Source organism: Microtetraspora sp. NBRC 16547 (genome assembly GCF_030268965.1).
Classification (GTDB): domain Bacteria; phylum Actinomycetota; class Actinomycetes; order Streptosporangiales; family Streptosporangiaceae; genus Microtetraspora.
Genome location: NZ_BSSE01000002.1, coordinates 299,027 through 316,746 on the forward strand (window position 1 = coordinate 299,027; position 17,720 = coordinate 316,746).

The window sequence follows — 17,720 nt, forward strand, 5'->3', positions numbered from 1 at the left end:
CAGGCTTCTCCCATGCTCGAAACCGGACTGCTCGAAACCGGACAGGCGAGAACGGGCAGGACGCGGCGCCCGGCGGCGAACCATCGGTGCGCCCCGCCGTACGACCTCTGCCTGCCGGGAACCGTGACGGCCGCGACCATCTCCTGACCGCCGGATCTCCGACGGGCCCGGCCCATCGCCCGGTCGACGTCCTCATGGCCGATGTCATTCACCGCGCGGACGCGGTGGCACCGGACACGGCGCCCCGATCCCACTTATCGCCTGCTTATCCCGGTATGGGTGTAGTGTCCGGTTAGCTGCTTTGGCGTGTTCCCCCCACTGGCTAGTGACGGAGGGAGAGTCATGGACATCAGACCGCAGGCAGTCGTTATCCCCAAGGAGACCGACCAACTCGAGCAGGGGAAATACGGTCCCATCTTTCCGAGGACCCCGGCGTGTTACGGATTCACCGTCATCGCGAAGGTCAAACCCGGCAGAGCCGAGGCGATCCGCAACTACGGCTACACGCTGGCCAAGGCGCTGGAAAGCGATCCGTACCTTCTCGCGCCGCTCAAGCTGCACTATCTGCGCTGGGTGCTCTTCGATGACGATACGCGTTTCATGTATCAGGGCATCTTCGACACCGACTTCGACAAGTACACCGAAGACGCCATCGCGCTGTTCACCAAGTCCGGGGTGAGCACGGCTTTCGAGAACCTCGAGGGATTCCCCGAGGACTGGAGGACGAACCCCGAGGCGTTCATCAGGTTCGTTCGCGAGCACCAGTGCCCGAGCTTCATCGAATACGGAGAGTATCCGTACATCAGCGCCGACGAGATCAAGAAGGCTCTGCGGATCAAGAGCGCCCTGTCGGAGATGCTCGACCAATTGCAGTGAGGCCGGGCTGTCGTCCACCTGCTGCGCCGTCGATCGGAGACGAAATGAGTGAGTTCAGGACCGCACGTACCTACAACCAGAACCATGTGCCACGCGAGTACACCCCCGGTCGGCGACGGGTGAGCATCTACGTCGCGTGGAGCTATCCCGCCGAGGCCGGCAGGAACCCGGCCGAGCTCGACAACCGGTTCTCCACGATGACCGAAGTCCGGCGCGTGGCCTGGCCTGCCTACGAGGATCCGAAGTGGTCCGACCCCATGCAGTTCCAGCAGGGCATCGCGGGGACGCTGGAGTTGTTCTTCTGGGCCTGGGTGCCGTTCCAGCAGTTCGTCGAGGAGACCACCGGGCACCCCGTACCCGTGTACCAGCGCATCGATCAAGCCGGTTTCCGGACTCCGCTCGACGAGCGGGTGCTGGCGGACACCGACACCTTGTTCGTGTTCGGGCTGGATCACATGATCACCGGGCAGGAGGCCGCGCCCGAGGAGATCGAGGCACTGCGGCAGTTCGTCAACCGGGAGGGAACCTGCCTGGTCCTGGGGCCGCACCACGACGTCGGGGCATCGGACGACCTGACCGTGCGCGATATGGAATACCACCATCACGGCGACCTCCTGGTTCCCCGACAGCAACGGTTCGGTATGTACACCCGCTCCTTGATGCAAGGGCTCGGAGTGCCCGTGGAGAACCGCTACGGGCTGCGTCCAGCGATGCGGGAACCGCGCAAGATCGCCCCGCTGTCCATCGCCAGGGATCTGGACACCAAGGGATGGCTGGAAGGGGTGACCACCTTCAACTTCCACATGCACCTGCCGCACTACGCCGTGACGACGGACGACCCGAATGCCATCCACGTGCTGGGCAGGCAGCCGATCGACATGACCAAGCCGCACCCGTTCACCGAGGCGGGAAACACCGAGTTCAACATGTTCCTGTGGATGCCCCCGACCGGTGAGCGGGCCGGCGATGTGCTCCTGGCGGACTCCACGATCTTCAGCTCGCTGTTCGGCGGAGACGAGAGCCTGCGCAACTTCTGGAGAAACCTCGTCACGTTGAAGTAGTGCCACGGCGAAGTAGTGCCCCAGCGAGGTAGTGCCACAGGGAGGCAGGTATCCGTGACCGAGCAAACGCATGCCGCGCTCGAACTCGACGACATCCAGCGGGGGGTTCTCAGCCCTCGGCCGACCCCGTACGCTGCGACGTACATCCTGTTCCGCATCGACGACCGCGCGCACGGGCGGCAGCTGATGCGGCGGCTGAGCGAGGTGGTGACCTCGGCCACCGACTCGATGAGTCCCCTGGGCGAGACCTGGGTGAGCGTCGCGGTCACCTGTCACGGCCTCAAGGCACTGGGCGTGCCGAAGGAATCGCTGGACACGTTCGCCTGGGAGTTCCGGCAAGGAATGGCCGCACGGGCGAAAGCGCTGGGCGACACGGGCGAGAGCAGCCCCGAGCACTGGGAATCGCCGCTGGGCACGCCGGATGTCCACGTGGTGCTCGTGGCGCTCGCGCCCGACGGCGCACAGCTCGAAGCGGCCATCGATCGTTCCCGCCCGGCGTTTGAGAACCTCCCGGGCGTGGTCCCGGTCTGGCGGCACGACTGTTACGCGCTGCCGACCGAGACCGAGCCTTTCGGCTACCGCGACGGCATCAGCCACCCGGCGGTCGAGGGCAGCGGCATCGCCGGGTCGAACCCGCTGGAAGTGCCGCTCAAGGCCGGGGAGTTCGTGCTCGGTTACCGCGACGAGCTCGGCGGCGTCCAGACCCCGCAGCCCGAGGTGCTGGGCCGCAACGGCACCTACGTGGCCTTCCGCAAACTCCACCAACGTGTCGCCATGTTCCGGCGGTACCTGAAGGACAACTCCACCGGCCCCGAGGACGAGGAGCTGCTGGCGGCGAAGATCATGGGACGCTGGCGCAGCGGCGCGCCGTTGGCGCTCCGCCCGCAGCACGACGACCCCGACCTCGGCGCCGACCCAGGCCGCAACAACAGGTTCCTCTACGAGCAGGGTGATCCGGCGGGATTCACGACTCCCCTCGGCTGCCACATCCGCCGGGCCAACCCCCGCGACGCGTCGGTGGCGGGGGAACCGAGGCTGCACCGGATGATCAGGCGCGGCACCGCGTACGGCCCGCCGCTGCCCGAGGGGGTCCTGGAGGACGACGGGGCGGACCGTGGGCTGATGTTCACGTTCATCGGAGCGCACCTCGGGCGGCAGTTCGAGTTCGTCCAGTCCCAATGGATGAACGACGGTGTCTTCTTCGGCGCGGGGGACGCGAAAGATCCGGTGGTCGGGTCCGGCGACGGCACCGGTGACTTCACGATCCAGCGGCGGCCGGTACGGCGGCGCCTGCAGTCGCTGCCGCGGTTCGTCGTCACGCGCGGCGGCGAGTACTGCTTCATGCCCGGACTGAGCGCCCTGCGCTGGCTTGGTGATCTAAAAGACTGATCCAAAAGGCTGAGGTCGCGGCGACGAGCCGCGCTGAGGCGAGCGGCGCCGCCGGGGCACGGTCTCCACCAGTGTGGACGGATTTCATGGATACGCTGCATCTGCTCTTCAACGCGGTCACCGTGATCTTCATCGCGACCACCATGTTCGCGGCCGGTCTCGGAGCCACGCCGACGGCGTTACGCGCCGTCCTCGCCGACCTCCCGCTGCTCCTGCTGGCGCTGGTGGCCAACCTGGTGGTCGTCCCGCTGCTGGGCTGGGGCATCGCCGCGTTGTTCAGCCTGCCGGCGGCGGCTTTCACCGCGCTGGTCCTGGTCGCGTCGTCACCAGGCGGACCGTTCGGGGCGAAGCTCGCGATGGTGCAAAAAGGAGACGTGGTCGCGGGCGCGGCGATGCAGGTGCTGCTCGCCGCCGTCGGCAGCATCACCTTCGGCCTGACAGCCAACGCCATCCTCGCGGCGGCCCAGGCGGGCGGGGGTATCTCCATCGACGTCGCCGCGCTGGTGCGGACCGTTGCCATCCTGCAGCTCGTACCGTTCGCCGTCGGACTGATACTGCGACGCTACGCACCGCCCACAGCGCGGTCGTGGCACCCCGTGGCCGTCAAGGTGTCGAACGTGACGTTCCTGATCGTGCTGGTGGGCATGCTGGCGGGCAACTGGCGCGACGTCGTCGCGCTGCTCGGCTCACTCACCCTGCTCGCGGGGTTCGTCCTCGCCGTCGCCGCGTTCGCCGTCGGCGCGTGGCTGGCCACCGGATCGCCGGTGCGCCGCACCACCATGGGCAGCGTCACGGCGGTGCGCAACATGGGGCCCGCGCTGGCCGCCGCCGGTATCGCCTTCGGCAACCAGCCGGCCGTCCTGGGAGCGCTTGCCGCGGTGCTGCTCAGCGGCCTGGCGGCGGCCATACCGGTCGCCGCGCTGCTCAGCCGCCGGCGGGGCGGCGGCTGACGAGCGGCGGGGCCTGCTGTCTCAGGGGATGCTGTCTCAGGTGATGCGCGTCAGGCGGACGAGGGCGCTGGCGTAGTCGGTACCTGGTAGCTCCAGCGGGAGGCCGTGGGCCATGAGGACGGCACCGTGGTGGACGGTCCCCGTGTCCTCGTCCCGATAGCGGGCGCCGGGGTCCAGCGCGCGCAGCCGGAGCGGGACGGGCGGGGCTCCGAAGGGAGACGAGCGCCGCCAGGCGAGCACGACGACCCGGCCGTCCGCGACATACTGCGCGCCGGTCAGCGGCGGCTCTCCCAACCGGTGGTGAACTCCGTGCTGTACGACGGGGCGGATCTCCTTGTAGAGCGCGACCAGCTCCGCCGCCTCCCGCCGCTCGGCGGCGCTCCAGCGCGTCAGGTCGCCGCCGACGCCCAGGACTCCGGCCATCGCCACGTGGAAGCGGAATCGGAGCGGCAGGTCCCGGCCGGTCAGGAAGTGCGGGCTGTCGGTCACCCAGGCCGCCATCGTTCGGGTGGGATAGATCTGCCCGTACCCGTGCTGGATCGCGATCCGGTCGGCGGCGTCGGTGTTGTCGGAGGTCCACGCCTCGTCGGTGCGTCGCAGCACCCCCAGGTCGACCCGGCCGCCGCCGCCCGCGCACGCCTCGATCCGGAGCCGGGGGTGGTCGGCGCGCAGCCGGTCCATCACCTCGTAGACGCCGCGCACGTGGTCGATCCACACCCGGCCGGGATCACTGGATCCGGGCCGGCCCGCCTCGGTGAATGCCCGGTTCATGTCCCACTTGAGGAAGTCGATCTCGTGGTCGCGCACCAGCCGGTCGAGCCAGTCGTGCGCCCACGCGACCACCTCGGGTCGCCCGAAGTCGAGCACCAGTTGGTTGCGCAGCAAGGTGCGGCGCCGGTCCGGCTGATGCAGCACCCAGTCGGGATGGGCGCGGTAGAGATCGCTGTCGGGGTTGACCATCTCCGGCTCCACCCAGATCCCGAACCGCATGCCGAGCCGGTGCACCTCGGCGATCAGCCCGTGCAGCCCCGCGGGGAACTTGCCGGGGTTCGGCGCCCAGTCGCCCAGTCCGGCCTCGTCGCTGTCGCGCGCGCCGAACCAGCCGTCGTCCATGACGAACAGCTCCGCGCCGACCTCGGCCGCCAGCGCCGCCAGGTCCTTCTGCCCGTCTTCCGTCACCGCCCAGCCGGTCGCCTCCCATGAGTTGTAGACCACCGGGCGCAGCTCGGATCCGGCGGGCAGCACATGCCGCGCGATGTAGTCGTGCCAGGACCGGCTCGTCCCGCCGAACCCGTCCGGGCGGTACAGGCCCGCGAACACGGGCGTCTCCAGTGACTCGCCCGGCTCCAGCCGCCAGGTGACGCCCTCGTGGCCGAATCCGCCGCTCCAGCACAGGCGCTCGGCGGGTGAACGGTGCAGCGTGATCCGCCAGCTTCCGCTCCAGGCGAGCGCGGAGCTCCACACCTCACCGTGCTCCTCGTCGGCCCCGCCGCCATCGATCATGATCCATGGATTGGTGTGGTGCCCCGACACGCCTCGTCTGCTCGTCAGCACGGTCTCCCCTCCGGGGACGGCCTCGCGGCGGAGCCGGAACTCGCTGCTCCACGCCCCGGTCACATGGCTCAGCCGGTAGCCCGCCAGGAGGGGAACGCCCCACGAGGCCGCGTCCACGCGCAGCAGCTCCAGTGGCGCGTCCTCCCCGGTGTGCCGCAGTACGGTCCATCGCTCCAGCACATCGCTGTCCTCGTGCACCCGGTAGTGCAACTCGGCCGCGAGCGGATGGAGACGGTCGTGCAGCCGGATCGTCAGATGGCTGAACAGGTGGCCGCCGTCCACCGTGTGCCCGTCATAGCGCCACTCGATCTCCTGCCCTCCGTCCGGAAAGCGAACCTGGAGAGCGGACGGCCCGAAGCCGGCGACGGGAAGCTCCGCCCCATCCGCCCGCGGGTGCTCGAAGCTACTGTCCGCGGGGTCACGGAACCGCGGCACGGCCGCCGCCTGCTCCAATGTCAACGGGCGCCCCCAGTGCACATGCCGGGGCGTGCCGTCCTCGTCCAGTCGGAGCGCGTACGCGGTCGTCGGCGTGCTGAGCAGCCAGATCCGGTGCCGGGGGTCGAACTCGATCACAGTGGGGGTGCTCCTCGCGGCGGGGGATCCGGGACAGTCCGGAAGTGTAGGGCTGGACCGTCCCGAATTAAATTCTTGACGAAGTTAATTAGTTGACCCTACGGTAACCCGCATGCCGAGAAGCCAGGGCTCCGGGGCGCCCATCACCAGCCCCGCCGCCGCCGTGGTCTTCACCATGGTCCTCACCCGGGGCCCGGTGAGCCGGGTCGACGTCTGCCGGCTCACCGGCCTTTCGTCGGCGGCCGTGACCAAGGCCGCCCGCCCCCTGATCGAGGCGGGCTACCTGCGGGAACTCGCGCCCACTGAGCGGACGGCGCCCGGCGCGGGCAGGCCCGCCAGTCCTCTGGCGATCGCGCCTGAGCGCGAGTACTTCATCGGCATCAAGATCACCGGCGACGATCTCATCGGCGTGATCACCGACCTCGGCTCCCGGATCGTCGCCGCTCGTCACCACGCCGTGCCGGGTTACGACGTGCGGACCGACGCCTCCGCGTCTCCCATGGAGCCCGCCGACGTGGTCGCGGCCATCGCCGCGCTCGCCGCGGAGCTGTTGGACGAGCACCCCGAATTCCGGGAGCGGACCCATCGGCTCGGTGTCGCGATCTCCGGCGACGTCGACCGCGACGCCGGCGTCGTGCGTTACTCGCCCTTCCTCGGCTGGCGGGACGTCCCGCTCGCCGCGCTGCTGGACGAGGCGACCGGGCTCACCACAACCCTGGAGAACGACGTCAAGGCACTCGCCGTCGCCGAGCAGTGGTTCGGTGAGGGCGTCGGCGCGTCCTCCTTCGCCCTGGTCACCGTCGGCACCGGCATAGGCAGCGCCTTCGTCGTCAACGGGGGTCTCGTCTCCGGCGCGTTCGGCGTGTCCGGAGAGATCGGTCATGTGCCGATCGGCGTCGAGGGACCGCGCTGTCACTGCGGCGCGACGGGCTGTCTGGAGGCGCTCGCCTCCACCCAGGCACTGCTCACCGAGGCTCGCCGCGCCACCGGCGTGGACGACCTCACCATCGATCAGGCGGTCGATCTGGCCCGCTCAGGCGACCAGGTTCTCCGCAAGGTCTTCGCCGTGGTCGGCCGGGCCATCGGCCTCGGCCTGGCCGTGGTGGCGAACCTCCTCGGCCCGGAGAGTCTCGTGGTCTCCGGCGAGGGACTCGACGCCTACGACCTGTTCGAGGAGTCGATCCGCGAGGCGTTCTCCGCCCAGGCCTACGGCAGCGCGGGGCGGTGCGGCCTGGTCATCCGCCCGCTGCCGTTCGAGGAATGGGCCCGTGGCGCGGCGGCCGTCGCCGTTCAGTCCCTGGTCACGCCCTCCTAGCACTACCTCCGAGAACAAGGGCCCGCCCCACGGGCCGCCGGAGCGCCTCGGCTCCTCAGAAAGGAACCCCCCAATGAGTACTAACCTGACCTCCCGCCGCGCCTTCCTCGGCGGGTCGCTCCTCTTCGTCGGCGGCGTGGCGCTCGCGGCGTGCGGCAAGGACGACGCCGTCAAGGCGGGCGCGAAGATCACGCTGGAGCAGTGGTACCACGCCTACGGCGAGGCCGGCACCCAGCAGGCCGTGATGAGGTACGCCGAGGAATACACCAAGGCCAACCCGGACGTCGCCATCAAGGTCAACTGGATCGCGGGTGACTACTCCGCGAAGCTCCACTCGACGCTGCTCACCCCGCAGGCGCCCGACCTGTTCGAGATCGGCGACTTCCAGTACGTCGACGTCAAGAACGGCCTGCTCGCTCCGCTCGACGACATCGTCAAGGGGCAGGAGGCCGAGTACTCCAAGGCGTCGCTGGACTCCGCCACGGCCGACGGCAAGCTCTACGGCCTGAAGATGATGGACGACGCGATGGTCCTGTACTACCGCAGGAGCGTCCTGGAGAAGGCCGGGATCGCCGCGCCGCAGACGTTCGCCGAGCTGGCCGCCGCCGCCAAGACGCTCACCAGCCGGGAGCAGAAGGGCCTGTTCGTCGGCTCCGACGGCATCGGCAACGCGGCGTACCTGTTGCTGTGGTCGAACGGCGCCGACCTGCTCGACCCCGAGGGCAAGAAGGTCGTCTTCAACTCGCCCGAGGCCATCGCCGCGATCGCCGGCCTCAAGCAGTTGCACGACGACAAGTCGCTGCTGCTGGACTTCACCACCGACTGGTACGACCCGGGCGCGTTCATCCAGGGCGCCGCCGCCATGCAGTGGTGCGGTCTGTGGGCCATGCCCGCCATCAAGAAGGCGCTCGGTGACGACTTCGGTGTCGTCGCGTGGCCGAAGTTCGGCGACACGGGCCAGGCGGTCTCCCGCATCGGCGGCTGGTTCGCGGCCGTGAACGCCAAGGGCAAGCACGTCGAAGAGGCCAAGAAGTACATCGAGTGGCTCTGGATCAAGCAGACGGACCTGCAGAAGGACTGGTGCGTCAGCTACGGGTTCCACGTCCCGTCGCGCAAGAGCGTCGCGGCACAGACCACCGAGTTCACCTCGGGCCCAGCGAAGGACGCCGCCGACATCCTGGCGAACACCAGCAAGGCCTACCCGAACCTGTGGAACACCGCGATGGACTCCGCGTTCGCGCAGGCCGTCTTGAAGATCGCCAAGAGCGGCGGCGACGCCAAGTCGCTGTTCGACGAGGCCGCGGCGAAGTGCCAGGCCGAGCTCGACAAGCAGCTGGCCTGAGCATGTCCGACACCGCCACGAGCGGGCGGGCGGCGGTCGCCGTCCGCCCGGCCGGGGTCCGGCGCGGCCGCCGCGGGCGGCCGGTCGACTGGAAGGCCGTGGGCGCGTTCACCCTGCTGACCGCGCCCATGGTCCTCGGCCTCGGCCTGTTCAAATACGTCGCCATCGGCTGGAGCTTCCTGCTCAGTTTCAGCGACGCGCGCGGCACCGTCGATCTCGGATCCTGGATCGGCCTGGACAACTACACGTTCCTGCTCAAGGACGAGGCGTTCCGTTCGTCGATGACCGGGATCATCCTGTTCACGATCTTCATCGTGCCGGTGACGTTCGGGATGTCGCTCGGGCTCGCCATGCTGCTGAACGGGCTGCGCCGCGGCCGGGCCTTCTTCCGCACCAGCTTCCTCATCCCGGCCGCCGTCTCCTACGTCGTCGCCGCCCTGATCTGGAAGATGAGCCTGTTCAACGGCCTGCCGTCCGGTGTCGCCAACACCATCGGCGGACTGTTCGGCTGGGACGTCCAGTCGTGGATCGCCAGCACCGACCCGCCCCTCTACTGGATCGTGATCATCACGGTACGCCTGTGGCTCCAGGTCGGCCTCTACATGATCCTGTTCCTGGCGGGCCTCCAGGCCATCCCGGCCCACCTGTACGAGGCGGCCTCCCTGGACGGCGCGTCCCGGTGGGAGCAGTTCCGGCACATCACCCTGCCGATGCTGCGCAACACGTCGGTGGCGATCCTCATGCTGATCCTCATCGCCGCGTTCCAGGCCTTCGACGAGTTCTACAACGTGTTCATCACCGCCACCGGTAACTCCACCGCCCCCGTGCGGCCGCCGCTGGTCTTCCTGTACGACACCGCGCTCAAAGGCCAGGACTACGGCGTGGGCTCGGCGGGGGCGTTCCTGCTGACCCTGCTGATCATCCTGGTGACCCTGCTGCAGGGCCGCCTCGTCGGATTCGGCCGGAAGGACTGACCATGCGCAAGACCACGCGCAGGACTCCGGTGACGGTCCTGACCTATCTGGTCGTCGGCGTCGCCGCCGTGCTGTTCCTGGCGCCTTTCTACTTCATGCTGCGCGCCGCGCTGATGACCGGGATGCAGATCACCGACCCGAACTGGCACTGGCTGCCCGACCCGTTCAGCCTGCAGGGCTTCCTGGACGTGTTCGACGACCCGTCGGTGCCGATGGCGGGCGCGCTCGGAAACTCCTTCATCATCGCGATCGTCACCGCGCCGGTCTCCACCCTGCTCGGCTCGATGGCCGGCTACGCCCTGGCCCGCATCGCGGTGCCCGGCCGCGGCGTGGTCATGTCCTTCATCGTCGTAACCCTGATGATCCCCACCTCGGCCACGTTCGTGCCCACCTTCGTGCTGGTCAGCGCGATGGGCGGGGTCAACACCCAGTGGGGCGTCATCGCGCCGGGCCTGTTCAACGCGTTCTCGGTGCTGCTGTTCCGCAACTTCTACCTGAAGTTCCCGCAGGAGATCGAGGAGGCGGGCCGCCTGGACGGCCTCGGCCATCTGGGCGTGTACTGGCGGCTCGTGCTGCCCAACTCGGCCGCCCTGCTCGCCTCGCTGGGCACGCTGTCGTTCATCGAGAGCTGGAACGCCTTCCTCTGGCCCCTCGTCATCGGTCAGGACCCGGAATCGTGGACCGCCCAGATCGCGCTGTCCACGTTCCTGACCTCGCAGACGATCAACCTTCCCGCGCTCTTCGCCGGCGCCGTCGTCACGATCCTCCCGCTGATCGCGGTCTTCCTGTTCGCGCAGCGCTACATCGTCCAGGGCATCGCCGCCACTGGAATGAAGGACTGAGTACATGAGTTTCACCGACCGCCTCGGCGGGCTGGGCTTCGGCGGCGACTACAACCCCGAGCAGTGGCCGGACGAGATCCGCGCCGAGGACGTGCGCCTGATGGCCGAGGCCGGGGTCAACCTGGTCACCGTCGGCGTCTTCGGATGGGCGCGGGTCGAGCCCGCGCCCGGCGCGTACGATTTCTCCTACTTCGACGCGGTGATGGATGAGCTGGCGGCGGCGGGAGTCACCGTGGACCTCGCCACCATGACCGCCTCGCCGCCGCCGTGGCTGGCCACGGAGCACCCGGAGATCCTGCCGGTCACCGAATCCGGCGCCGTCCTGTCTCCGGGCGGCCGCCAGCACTTCTGCCCGTCCAGCCCGGTCTACCGCGACCGGGCCGCCCGGCTGGTCGAGGCGCTCGCCGTGCACTACAGGGACTACCCCGCCCTGGGCTTCTGGCATGTCGGAAACGAGTACGGCTGCCACGTCGCCGAGTGCTTCTGCGAGGAGTCCGCCCGCGACTTCCGCCGCTGGCTGAGCGCGCGGTACGGCGACATCGAGGAACTGAACGCCGCCTGGTGCACCGACTTCTGGTCCCAGCGCTACACCTCGTTCGATCAGATCCTGCCCCCCAGGCTCGCGCCGACGTACGCCAACCCGGCCCAGCAACTGGACTTCAAGAGGTTCAGCAACGAGGCGCTGCGCGCGTGCTTCGAGATCGAGGCGGCGATCCTGCGACGTGTCACACCGGGCGTGCCGATCCTGACCAACTTCCTCGCCCACCACAAACCGGTGGACGTGCACTCCTGGGCCGACCGGATGGACGTCGTGGGGCTCGACAGCTACCCCGACCCGTTCTGGCCGCGATCGCACGTGGCGGCCGGCCTCGCCTACGACCTGGCGCGCGGCGCTCACGGCGGCGACCCCTGGTACCTGGTCGAACAGGCGCCCTCGGCGGTCAACTGGCGGGCGCGCAACGGCATCAAGGAACCCGGCCGGATGCGCCTGTGGAGCTGGCAGGCGATCGCGCACGGTGCCGACGCCGTCCTGTACTTCCAGTGGCGGCAGTCACGCGGCGGCGCGGAGAAGTTCCACTCCGGGATGGTGCCGCACGCGGGTCCGGACACCCGGGTGTTCCGGGAGGTCGCCGCCCTGGGCGCCGAGCTGGCCGCGGTGCCGGAGCTGGCCGGAACCCGCGTCGCCAACGAGGTGGCCGTGCTGTTCGACTGGAACAGCTGGTGGGCGCTCGAACTGGACTCCCGCCCGTCCGACGGGCTGAAGGCCGTCGACCGGGCGCTGGACCACTACGGCCCGCTGTTCGACCTCGGCGTCGGCGTGGACGTGCTGCCGCCCGGCGCGGACCTGTCCGGCTACAAACTGGTCGTGGTCCCGAACCTCTACCTCCTCACCGAGGAGCACGCGCGTGGGCTCGCCGACTATGCCTCGGCCGGAGGGCACCTGCTGGTGTCGTTCTTCACCTGTGTGGTGGACGGCAACGACCGGATCCACGACGGCGGCTGCCCGGGGCCGCTGCGCGAGGCGCTCGGCCTGCGCGTCGAGGAGTACCGCCCCGCCGCCGAAGGCGAGACGTTCCCCCTGGGGCAGGGCACCGCCGATCTGTGGCGGGAGGACGTACGCATCGAGGGCGCGGACGTCCTGCTGGCCTTCGCCGACGGCACGCCCGCGGTCACCGGGAACCGGTTCGGCACGGGCACGGTCCGTTACGTCGCCACCCGGCCGGACGAGACGATCATGCGTGCGGTCATGGCCGAGGCGCTCGCCGAGGCCGGCGCCGAGCCGGTGCTGCCCGACCTCCCCGACGGCGTCCAGGCCGCGGTGCGCGCGGGCGGCGGCCGGGAGTTCCTGCTGCTGCTCAACCACACCGAACGGGTCCGCACGGTCGACCTGCCGCGCCCGTTCCACCACCTGCTCGCCCCCGGGCGCCCCGAGGTCGAGCAGGTCACCCTCCACCCCCGCGACGTCGCGGTTCTCGCGCGTCACTCCCGATCCGAGGTGACTCAATGAGATTAGGAGCACTCCTGGCGGTCATCGCCACCGCCCTCGGCGGCCTGACCGTGGTTCCCCAGCCCGCGGCCGCCGACACACCGACCGCCCTCGCGGCGTCCTGGGAAGGGCCGCTCAGCACCCGGGGCCGCTACATCGTGGACGCCACCGGGAAGCGGTTCAAACTGCAGTCCGGCAACTGGCACGGCGCCAGCGGCACCTGGACCGGCAGCGGCGACGACGAGAACCCGGCCGACAACTTCGCCTCCGAGACCTCTCACCGGGTCCCGCTCGGCCTGGCCCGGGTCCCGATCAGCAAGATGATCTCGGACTTCCACGCGCTCGGCATCAACAGCATCCGCCTGCCGTTCTCCAACGAGATGATCACGGACGCGCGGCCGGTCAGCGACGCGGGCGTGGCGGCCAACCCGCAGCTGCGCGGCCTCACTCCCCTTCAGGTCTACGACAAGGTCGTCGAGGCGCTCACCGCCGACGGGTTCGCCGTCATCCTCAACAACCACACGACCACCACTCGCTGGTGCTGCGCCGTCGACGGGAACGAACGGTGGAACAGCAGCCAGAGCACCCAGAAATGGCTGGACGACTGGGTGTTCATGGCACGGCGGTACCAGGCCAACAAGCGGGTCGTCGGCGCCGACCTGCGCAACGAGGTGCGCCGGGACACCTGGGACAACCCCAACTGGGGCCTGGGCGACAGCCACGACTGGGCCGCCGCCGCCCAGCGGGCGGGCGACCGGATCCTCACCGAGGCCGACCCGGACATGCTGATCATGATCGAGGGGATCAACTGGTCCGGCATCCCGGTCGACGGCCTGTGGCACGACCGGCCGATGCTCAAGCCGGTCGCGACGCTCTCGCAGACGCTCGTCCGCTCGCACAAGCTCGTCTACGCCGCGCACTTCTACGGCTACACCGGCCCGCAGCACACCGGCGCGGACGGACTGGGCGAGACCCATGACTACCGCTACCGGGACCTGAGCCGCTCCGACCTCTTCGCGGTCATGCGCGACACCGCCACCTACGTGGCGACCACCCCGGACCGGCATTTCACCGCCCCTGTGTGGATCAGCGAGTTCGGCGTCGGCAAGGTCGCCACCGACAAGGACAAGGCCTGGTTCGCCAACATGGTCGACTTCCTCATCGAGAACGGCGTCGACTTCGCGTACTGGCCGATGGTCGGATTCCAGGAGAACGACCAGGGCAACACCTGGGGCCTCGTCCGCTACGCCGCCGACGGCGGCCTGCGCAGCGTGCTCGACACCGACGACTGGCGGGCGGCGCACTGGGGCCGCCTGATCGCCGCCACCGGGTACACCGGGCAGGTCACCCCCGTCCGCGCCTGGTCCATGCTCCAGGGCATCCGCAGCGACGCGAACCAGTCCGCGCGGATGCGCGCCCGCGGCGACTGGGACTCCGGCGCGCGCAAGCTGTCCTGCCCGGACGACCAGCGCATGATCGGCATCAGCCAGAAGGGCCAGGGCGGCCTGTGCACGGACGCCGGGGTGGCGAACCTGTGGGAGTCGGGCGACGCCAAGGTGGTGAAGAGTGAGAGCGTCACCACCGACTGGGCGACCGGGTTCACCAAGTACCAGTGCCCCAACGGCCAGTTCATGAACGGCTACAGCCTGCGCGGCGACAAGGTGTCGGCCGTGCTCTGCGCCCCCGGCCGGATCCCGCTGGCCGGCGCCGGCCGGACTCTGTGGGACGACCGGGGCGACAGCCGTCCCGCGTCCGGCGAGGGCGGCGACTACGCCTACGGCTACTACAAGGCGCAGTGCGCGTCCGACGAGTACGCCGCCGGGATCGCTTTCTCCAACAGCATCGGCCGCTACGGTACCCCCGACGCGCTCTACTGCCGCAAGATCTGAAAGGCCTCCCCTTCCTTGTCTGCTCTTCCCCCGTCCCTGCGGGCGGCGCTGGCCCGGCCGATGCCGCCCGGGGGGCTCGACTCGATCCAGCACGTCGTGTTCTTCATGCAGGAGAACCGCTCCTTCGACCACTATTTCGGGACTCTGCGCGGAGTGCGCGGGTTCGGCGACCGCAACGCCATCACGCTGCGGGACGGCCGGCCGGTGTTCGACCAGTCCGGTGTCCTCCCCTACCCGGTGCGCGCAGGGACGGGTGACCGGAACCTGACCGAAGGCGACCTCCAGTACGTCGAGGGCGTCGACCATGAATGGGACACGGGGCAGCGGACCCGGGGCGGCGGCTGGCACGACGGCTGGATCGCGGGCAAGGGACCGGGCGCGATGGTCCACTTCGACCGTCGGGACCTGCCGTTCCAGTTCGAGCTCGCCGACGCCTTCACCCTCTGCGACGCCTATCACTGCTCGATGTTCGGGCCGACGAACCCCAACCGCCTCTATCACTGGTCGGGAACCGTCGGACCCGAGCCGTCGGGGCGGCGCACCACCGCGAACGACGCCTGCGAGGAGGACACCCACCCCGGCTACACCCACACGTCCTACCCCGAGCGACTGACTGCGGCGGGCAAGACCTGGCGGGTCTACCAGGAGTGGGACAACTACCAGTGCAACTCGCTGGACTACTTCGCCTCCTTCAAGAGGGTCGCGCGCGAGGCCCTGGCCCACACTCCCTACCGGAGCCTGCACTCCTTCTACACGTCGATCGCCGGGCTGCCCGCGGCGGAGCGGGAGGAGATGCTCGCGGCGCTGGAGAAGGGGGTCGCGCAGCTCGCCCCCGCCGATCTGGACGCCTACCAGCGGGGACTGTCCAGGGTCGCGCCCGGGCGGCTCGCCGCGTCCTTCCGCGCGGACGTGGCCGAGGGACGGCTGCCGCGGGTCTCCTACATCGTCGCGCCGGAGGCGTACTCCGAGCACCCGGACCCGTCCAGCCCGGCCCACAGCGCCGGACTCGTCTACGAGATCCTCGACGCGCTCGCCTCGCATCCTTCGATCTGGGAACGGACGGCGCTGTTCCTCACCTTCGACGAGAACGACGGGTTCTACGACCACGTGCCGCCGCCGCTGCCGCCCGAGGGCACCGAGGACGAGTTCATCGACGGGCTTCCGATCGGGCTCGGCTACCGGGTGCCGATGACGGTCGTGTCGCCGTGGACCGTCGGCGGGCAGGTCTGCTCCGAGGTGTTCGACCACACGTCCACGATCCGCTTCGTGGAACGCTGGCTGGGCGTCGCGGAGCCCAACATCAGCTCGTGGCGGCGACGCGTGGCGGGCGACCTCACCTCGGCGTTCGACTTCACGCCGGCGTTCGACTCGGCCGCGCCCCCCGCGCCCGCATCCGCGCCGGCGGCACCGGAGGAGACCGGGCCCCCGACGGCGGCGGCCGTGACCGTGCCCCCGTTCCGGGTGCGCTGGCCGGCGACACCCCCCGCCGAGGGGCGGCTCACCGCGCAGGAGCCCGGCACGCGGCCCGCCCGGCCGCTGCCCTACCGGCCGGAGGCATCCGCCGTCCTGGCGGACGACGGGCTGATCGTCACCATGACCGACGTCGGGGACCGGGGCAGCCACTTCGCGCTCTACCCGTACGCCGGGGAATTCGAGTTCCCGCGCCATTTCGACGTGCTCGGCGCGCGGTCGCTCACCGTCCCCCTCGGAGTGGATGCCTACCGGCTGACCCTCACCGGCCCGAACGGCTTCCGGCGCGAGTTCGCCGGGTCCCGTACGGGCCCGGCCGCCCGTGTGGCGGTGTCCTCCTGCGGCGCGGGCCACCGGCTCTCGGTGACGATCGCCAACCCCGGACCGGCGCCGTTGACGTTCACGCTCGAAGCGCTCGCCTACGGCTCCGGTCGGCGCGACGTGCTCGTCGCGGCCGGAGACCGGACGGTGCTCGACTGGGACACCGCGTCCGGCTGGTACGACCTGCGGCTGACGGTCGCCGAGGACCCGTCCTTCCACCGCCGGGTGATGGGCCACCTCGAAAACGGCCGCGCCGGCGTTTCCGGCTGACGCGCTCGCTCTCGGGGGTTACTCGTGTTCTCCGCTGTCGCGGTGCTGTTCGCCGGACTACTCCACGCCACGTGGAACGCGCTCGCCAAGGCGGTGCCCGACCGGCACGCCGCCTTCGGCGTCATGGGGATCGCCCAGTCGCTGATCTGCCTGCCGCTGCTGTTTTTCGTGGCTCCGCCCGCGGCCGGGGCCTGGCCGTACTGGGGCGTCTCGATCGCGCTGCAACTGGTGTACATGCTGCTGCTCATCCGCTGCTACGAGCTGGGCGACTTCGGCCAGGTCTACCCGATCGCCAGAGGGAGCGCTCCGCTGCTCGTCGCGATCGTGGCCGGCTTGCAGGGTGAGAGGCTCGCGCTTCTTCAGGTGTTCGGCCTGGCCGCGACCTGCGGTGGGCTCGCGGCGCTGGCGCTCGCCGGGGCGGGACGGCGACGCATGCCATCTCGCCAGGCCGTGACGGCGGCCGTGCTGACCGGGGCGACCATCGCGGCCTACACCGTGGTGGACGGCCTGGGCGTACGGGAGTCAGGTACGGCGCTCGGCTACGCGGTCTGGATGTTCGCCGTCGAAGGGGTGCTGACCCTCGCGGTGATGGCGGCCGTACGCGGCCGGGCGATCGTGCCCGCGTTGCGCGACCGCTGGCGGGTCTCGGCCGTCGGGGGGACGATCTCGATGGTGGCGTACGGCCTGGTGCTGTGGGCCCAGACCCGGAGCGCGCTCGCCGAGGTCGCGGCGCTCCGCGAGACGGGCATCCTGTGGGGCGCGCTCATCGGCGCGCTGTTCTTCTCCGAACGGCTCGGCCGCCGGCGCATCGTCGCGGCGGGGATCGTCACCGTCGGCGTCGTTCTGCTGTCCGCGCGCTGAGCCACGGCTACCCAGCCGTCTCGCCGTGCCGGTTGGACCGAGTTGC

General features: G+C 69.9%; 14 protein-coding genes. 13 read left to right on the forward strand and 1 reads right to left on the reverse strand.

Annotated features, from left to right (window positions below; all coding sequences use genetic code 11):
* The first annotated feature begins 12 nt into the window (after positions 1-12).
* From QSK17_RS04105 to QSK17_RS04125, 5 genes are all read left to right on the forward strand, one after another.
* On the forward strand, positions 13-147 hold the full coding sequence (locus QSK17_RS04105; RefSeq protein ID WP_285703018.1) for a hypothetical protein: 135 nt from the start codon (positions 13-15) through the stop codon (positions 145-147).
* 195 nt (positions 148-342) lie between these two features.
* Positions 343-876 (forward strand): hypothetical protein, encoded by a 534-nt coding sequence (locus tag QSK17_RS04110; protein WP_285703019.1) that lies wholly within the window; start codon positions 343-345, stop codon positions 874-876.
* A gap of 44 nt (positions 877-920) precedes the next feature.
* Positions 921-1,937 (forward strand): hypothetical protein, encoded by a 1,017-nt coding sequence (locus tag QSK17_RS04115; protein ID WP_285703020.1) that lies wholly within the window; start codon positions 921-923, stop codon positions 1,935-1,937.
* 54 nt (positions 1,938-1,991) lie between these two features.
* Positions 1,992-3,326 carry a Dyp-type peroxidase gene (locus QSK17_RS04120; protein WP_285703021.1) on the forward strand — a complete coding sequence of 445 codons (1,335 nt, stop codon included), beginning with the start codon at positions 1,992-1,994 and terminating at the stop codon, positions 3,324-3,326.
* Positions 3,327-3,412: 86 nt separating this feature from the next.
* Positions 3,413-4,276: a bile acid:sodium symporter family protein gene (locus QSK17_RS04125; RefSeq protein ID WP_285703022.1), complete on the forward strand. Its 864-nt coding sequence runs from the start codon at positions 3,413-3,415 to the stop codon at positions 4,274-4,276.
* A gap of 36 nt (positions 4,277-4,312) precedes the next feature.
* On the opposite strand, the gene QSK17_RS04130 is transcribed toward QSK17_RS04125, so the two are convergent.
* A complete protein-coding gene (locus QSK17_RS04130; protein ID WP_285703023.1) occupies positions 4,313-6,403 on the reverse strand; it encodes an alpha-galactosidase in 2,091 nt (696 codons plus the stop codon).
* A 112-nt stretch (positions 6,404-6,515) separates the two neighbouring features.
* Between QSK17_RS04130 and QSK17_RS04135 the strand changes: the two genes are divergently transcribed.
* The 8 genes from QSK17_RS04135 to QSK17_RS04170 all read left to right on the forward strand — a co-directional run bounded on the left by QSK17_RS04135 (position 6,516) and on the right by QSK17_RS04170 (position 17,674).
* Positions 6,516-7,718, forward strand: a complete 1,203-nt coding sequence (locus QSK17_RS04135; protein ID WP_285703024.1) for an ROK family protein — start codon at positions 6,516-6,518, stop codon at positions 7,716-7,718.
* Positions 7,719-7,791: 73 nt separating this feature from the next.
* On the forward strand, positions 7,792-9,060 hold the full coding sequence (locus QSK17_RS04140; protein ID WP_285703025.1) for an ABC transporter substrate-binding protein: 1,269 nt from the start codon (positions 7,792-7,794) through the stop codon (positions 9,058-9,060).
* A gap of 2 nt (positions 9,061-9,062) precedes the next feature.
* Positions 9,063-10,034, forward strand: coding sequence for a carbohydrate ABC transporter permease (locus QSK17_RS04145; RefSeq protein WP_285703026.1), 972 nt, complete (start codon positions 9,063-9,065; stop codon positions 10,032-10,034).
* A gap of 2 nt (positions 10,035-10,036) precedes the next feature.
* Positions 10,037-10,876, forward strand: a complete 840-nt coding sequence (locus QSK17_RS04150; protein ID WP_285703027.1) for a carbohydrate ABC transporter permease — start codon at positions 10,037-10,039, stop codon at positions 10,874-10,876.
* Positions 10,877-10,880: 4 nt separating this feature from the next.
* Positions 10,881-12,884: a beta-galactosidase gene (locus tag QSK17_RS04155; protein ID WP_285703028.1), complete on the forward strand. Its 2,004-nt coding sequence runs from the start codon at positions 10,881-10,883 to the stop codon at positions 12,882-12,884.
* The gene (locus tag QSK17_RS04160) at positions 12,881-14,752 is read left to right on the forward strand and encodes a glycoside hydrolase family 5 protein (protein WP_285703029.1); all 1,872 of its coding nucleotides are present in this window, start codon (positions 12,881-12,883) and stop codon (positions 14,750-14,752) included. Before QSK17_RS04155 ends, QSK17_RS04160 begins: the two co-directional genes overlap by 4 nt.
* 15 nt (positions 14,753-14,767) lie before the next feature.
* Positions 14,768-16,813 (forward strand): phosphocholine-specific phospholipase C, encoded by a 2,046-nt coding sequence (locus QSK17_RS04165; RefSeq protein ID WP_285703030.1) that lies wholly within the window; start codon positions 14,768-14,770, stop codon positions 16,811-16,813.
* 24 nt (positions 16,814-16,837) lie between these two features.
* Complete coding sequence (locus QSK17_RS04170; protein WP_285703032.1) at positions 16,838-17,674, forward strand: EamA family transporter; 837 nt, start codon at positions 16,838-16,840, stop codon at positions 17,672-17,674.
* The last annotated feature ends 46 nt before the right edge of the window (positions 17,675-17,720 follow it).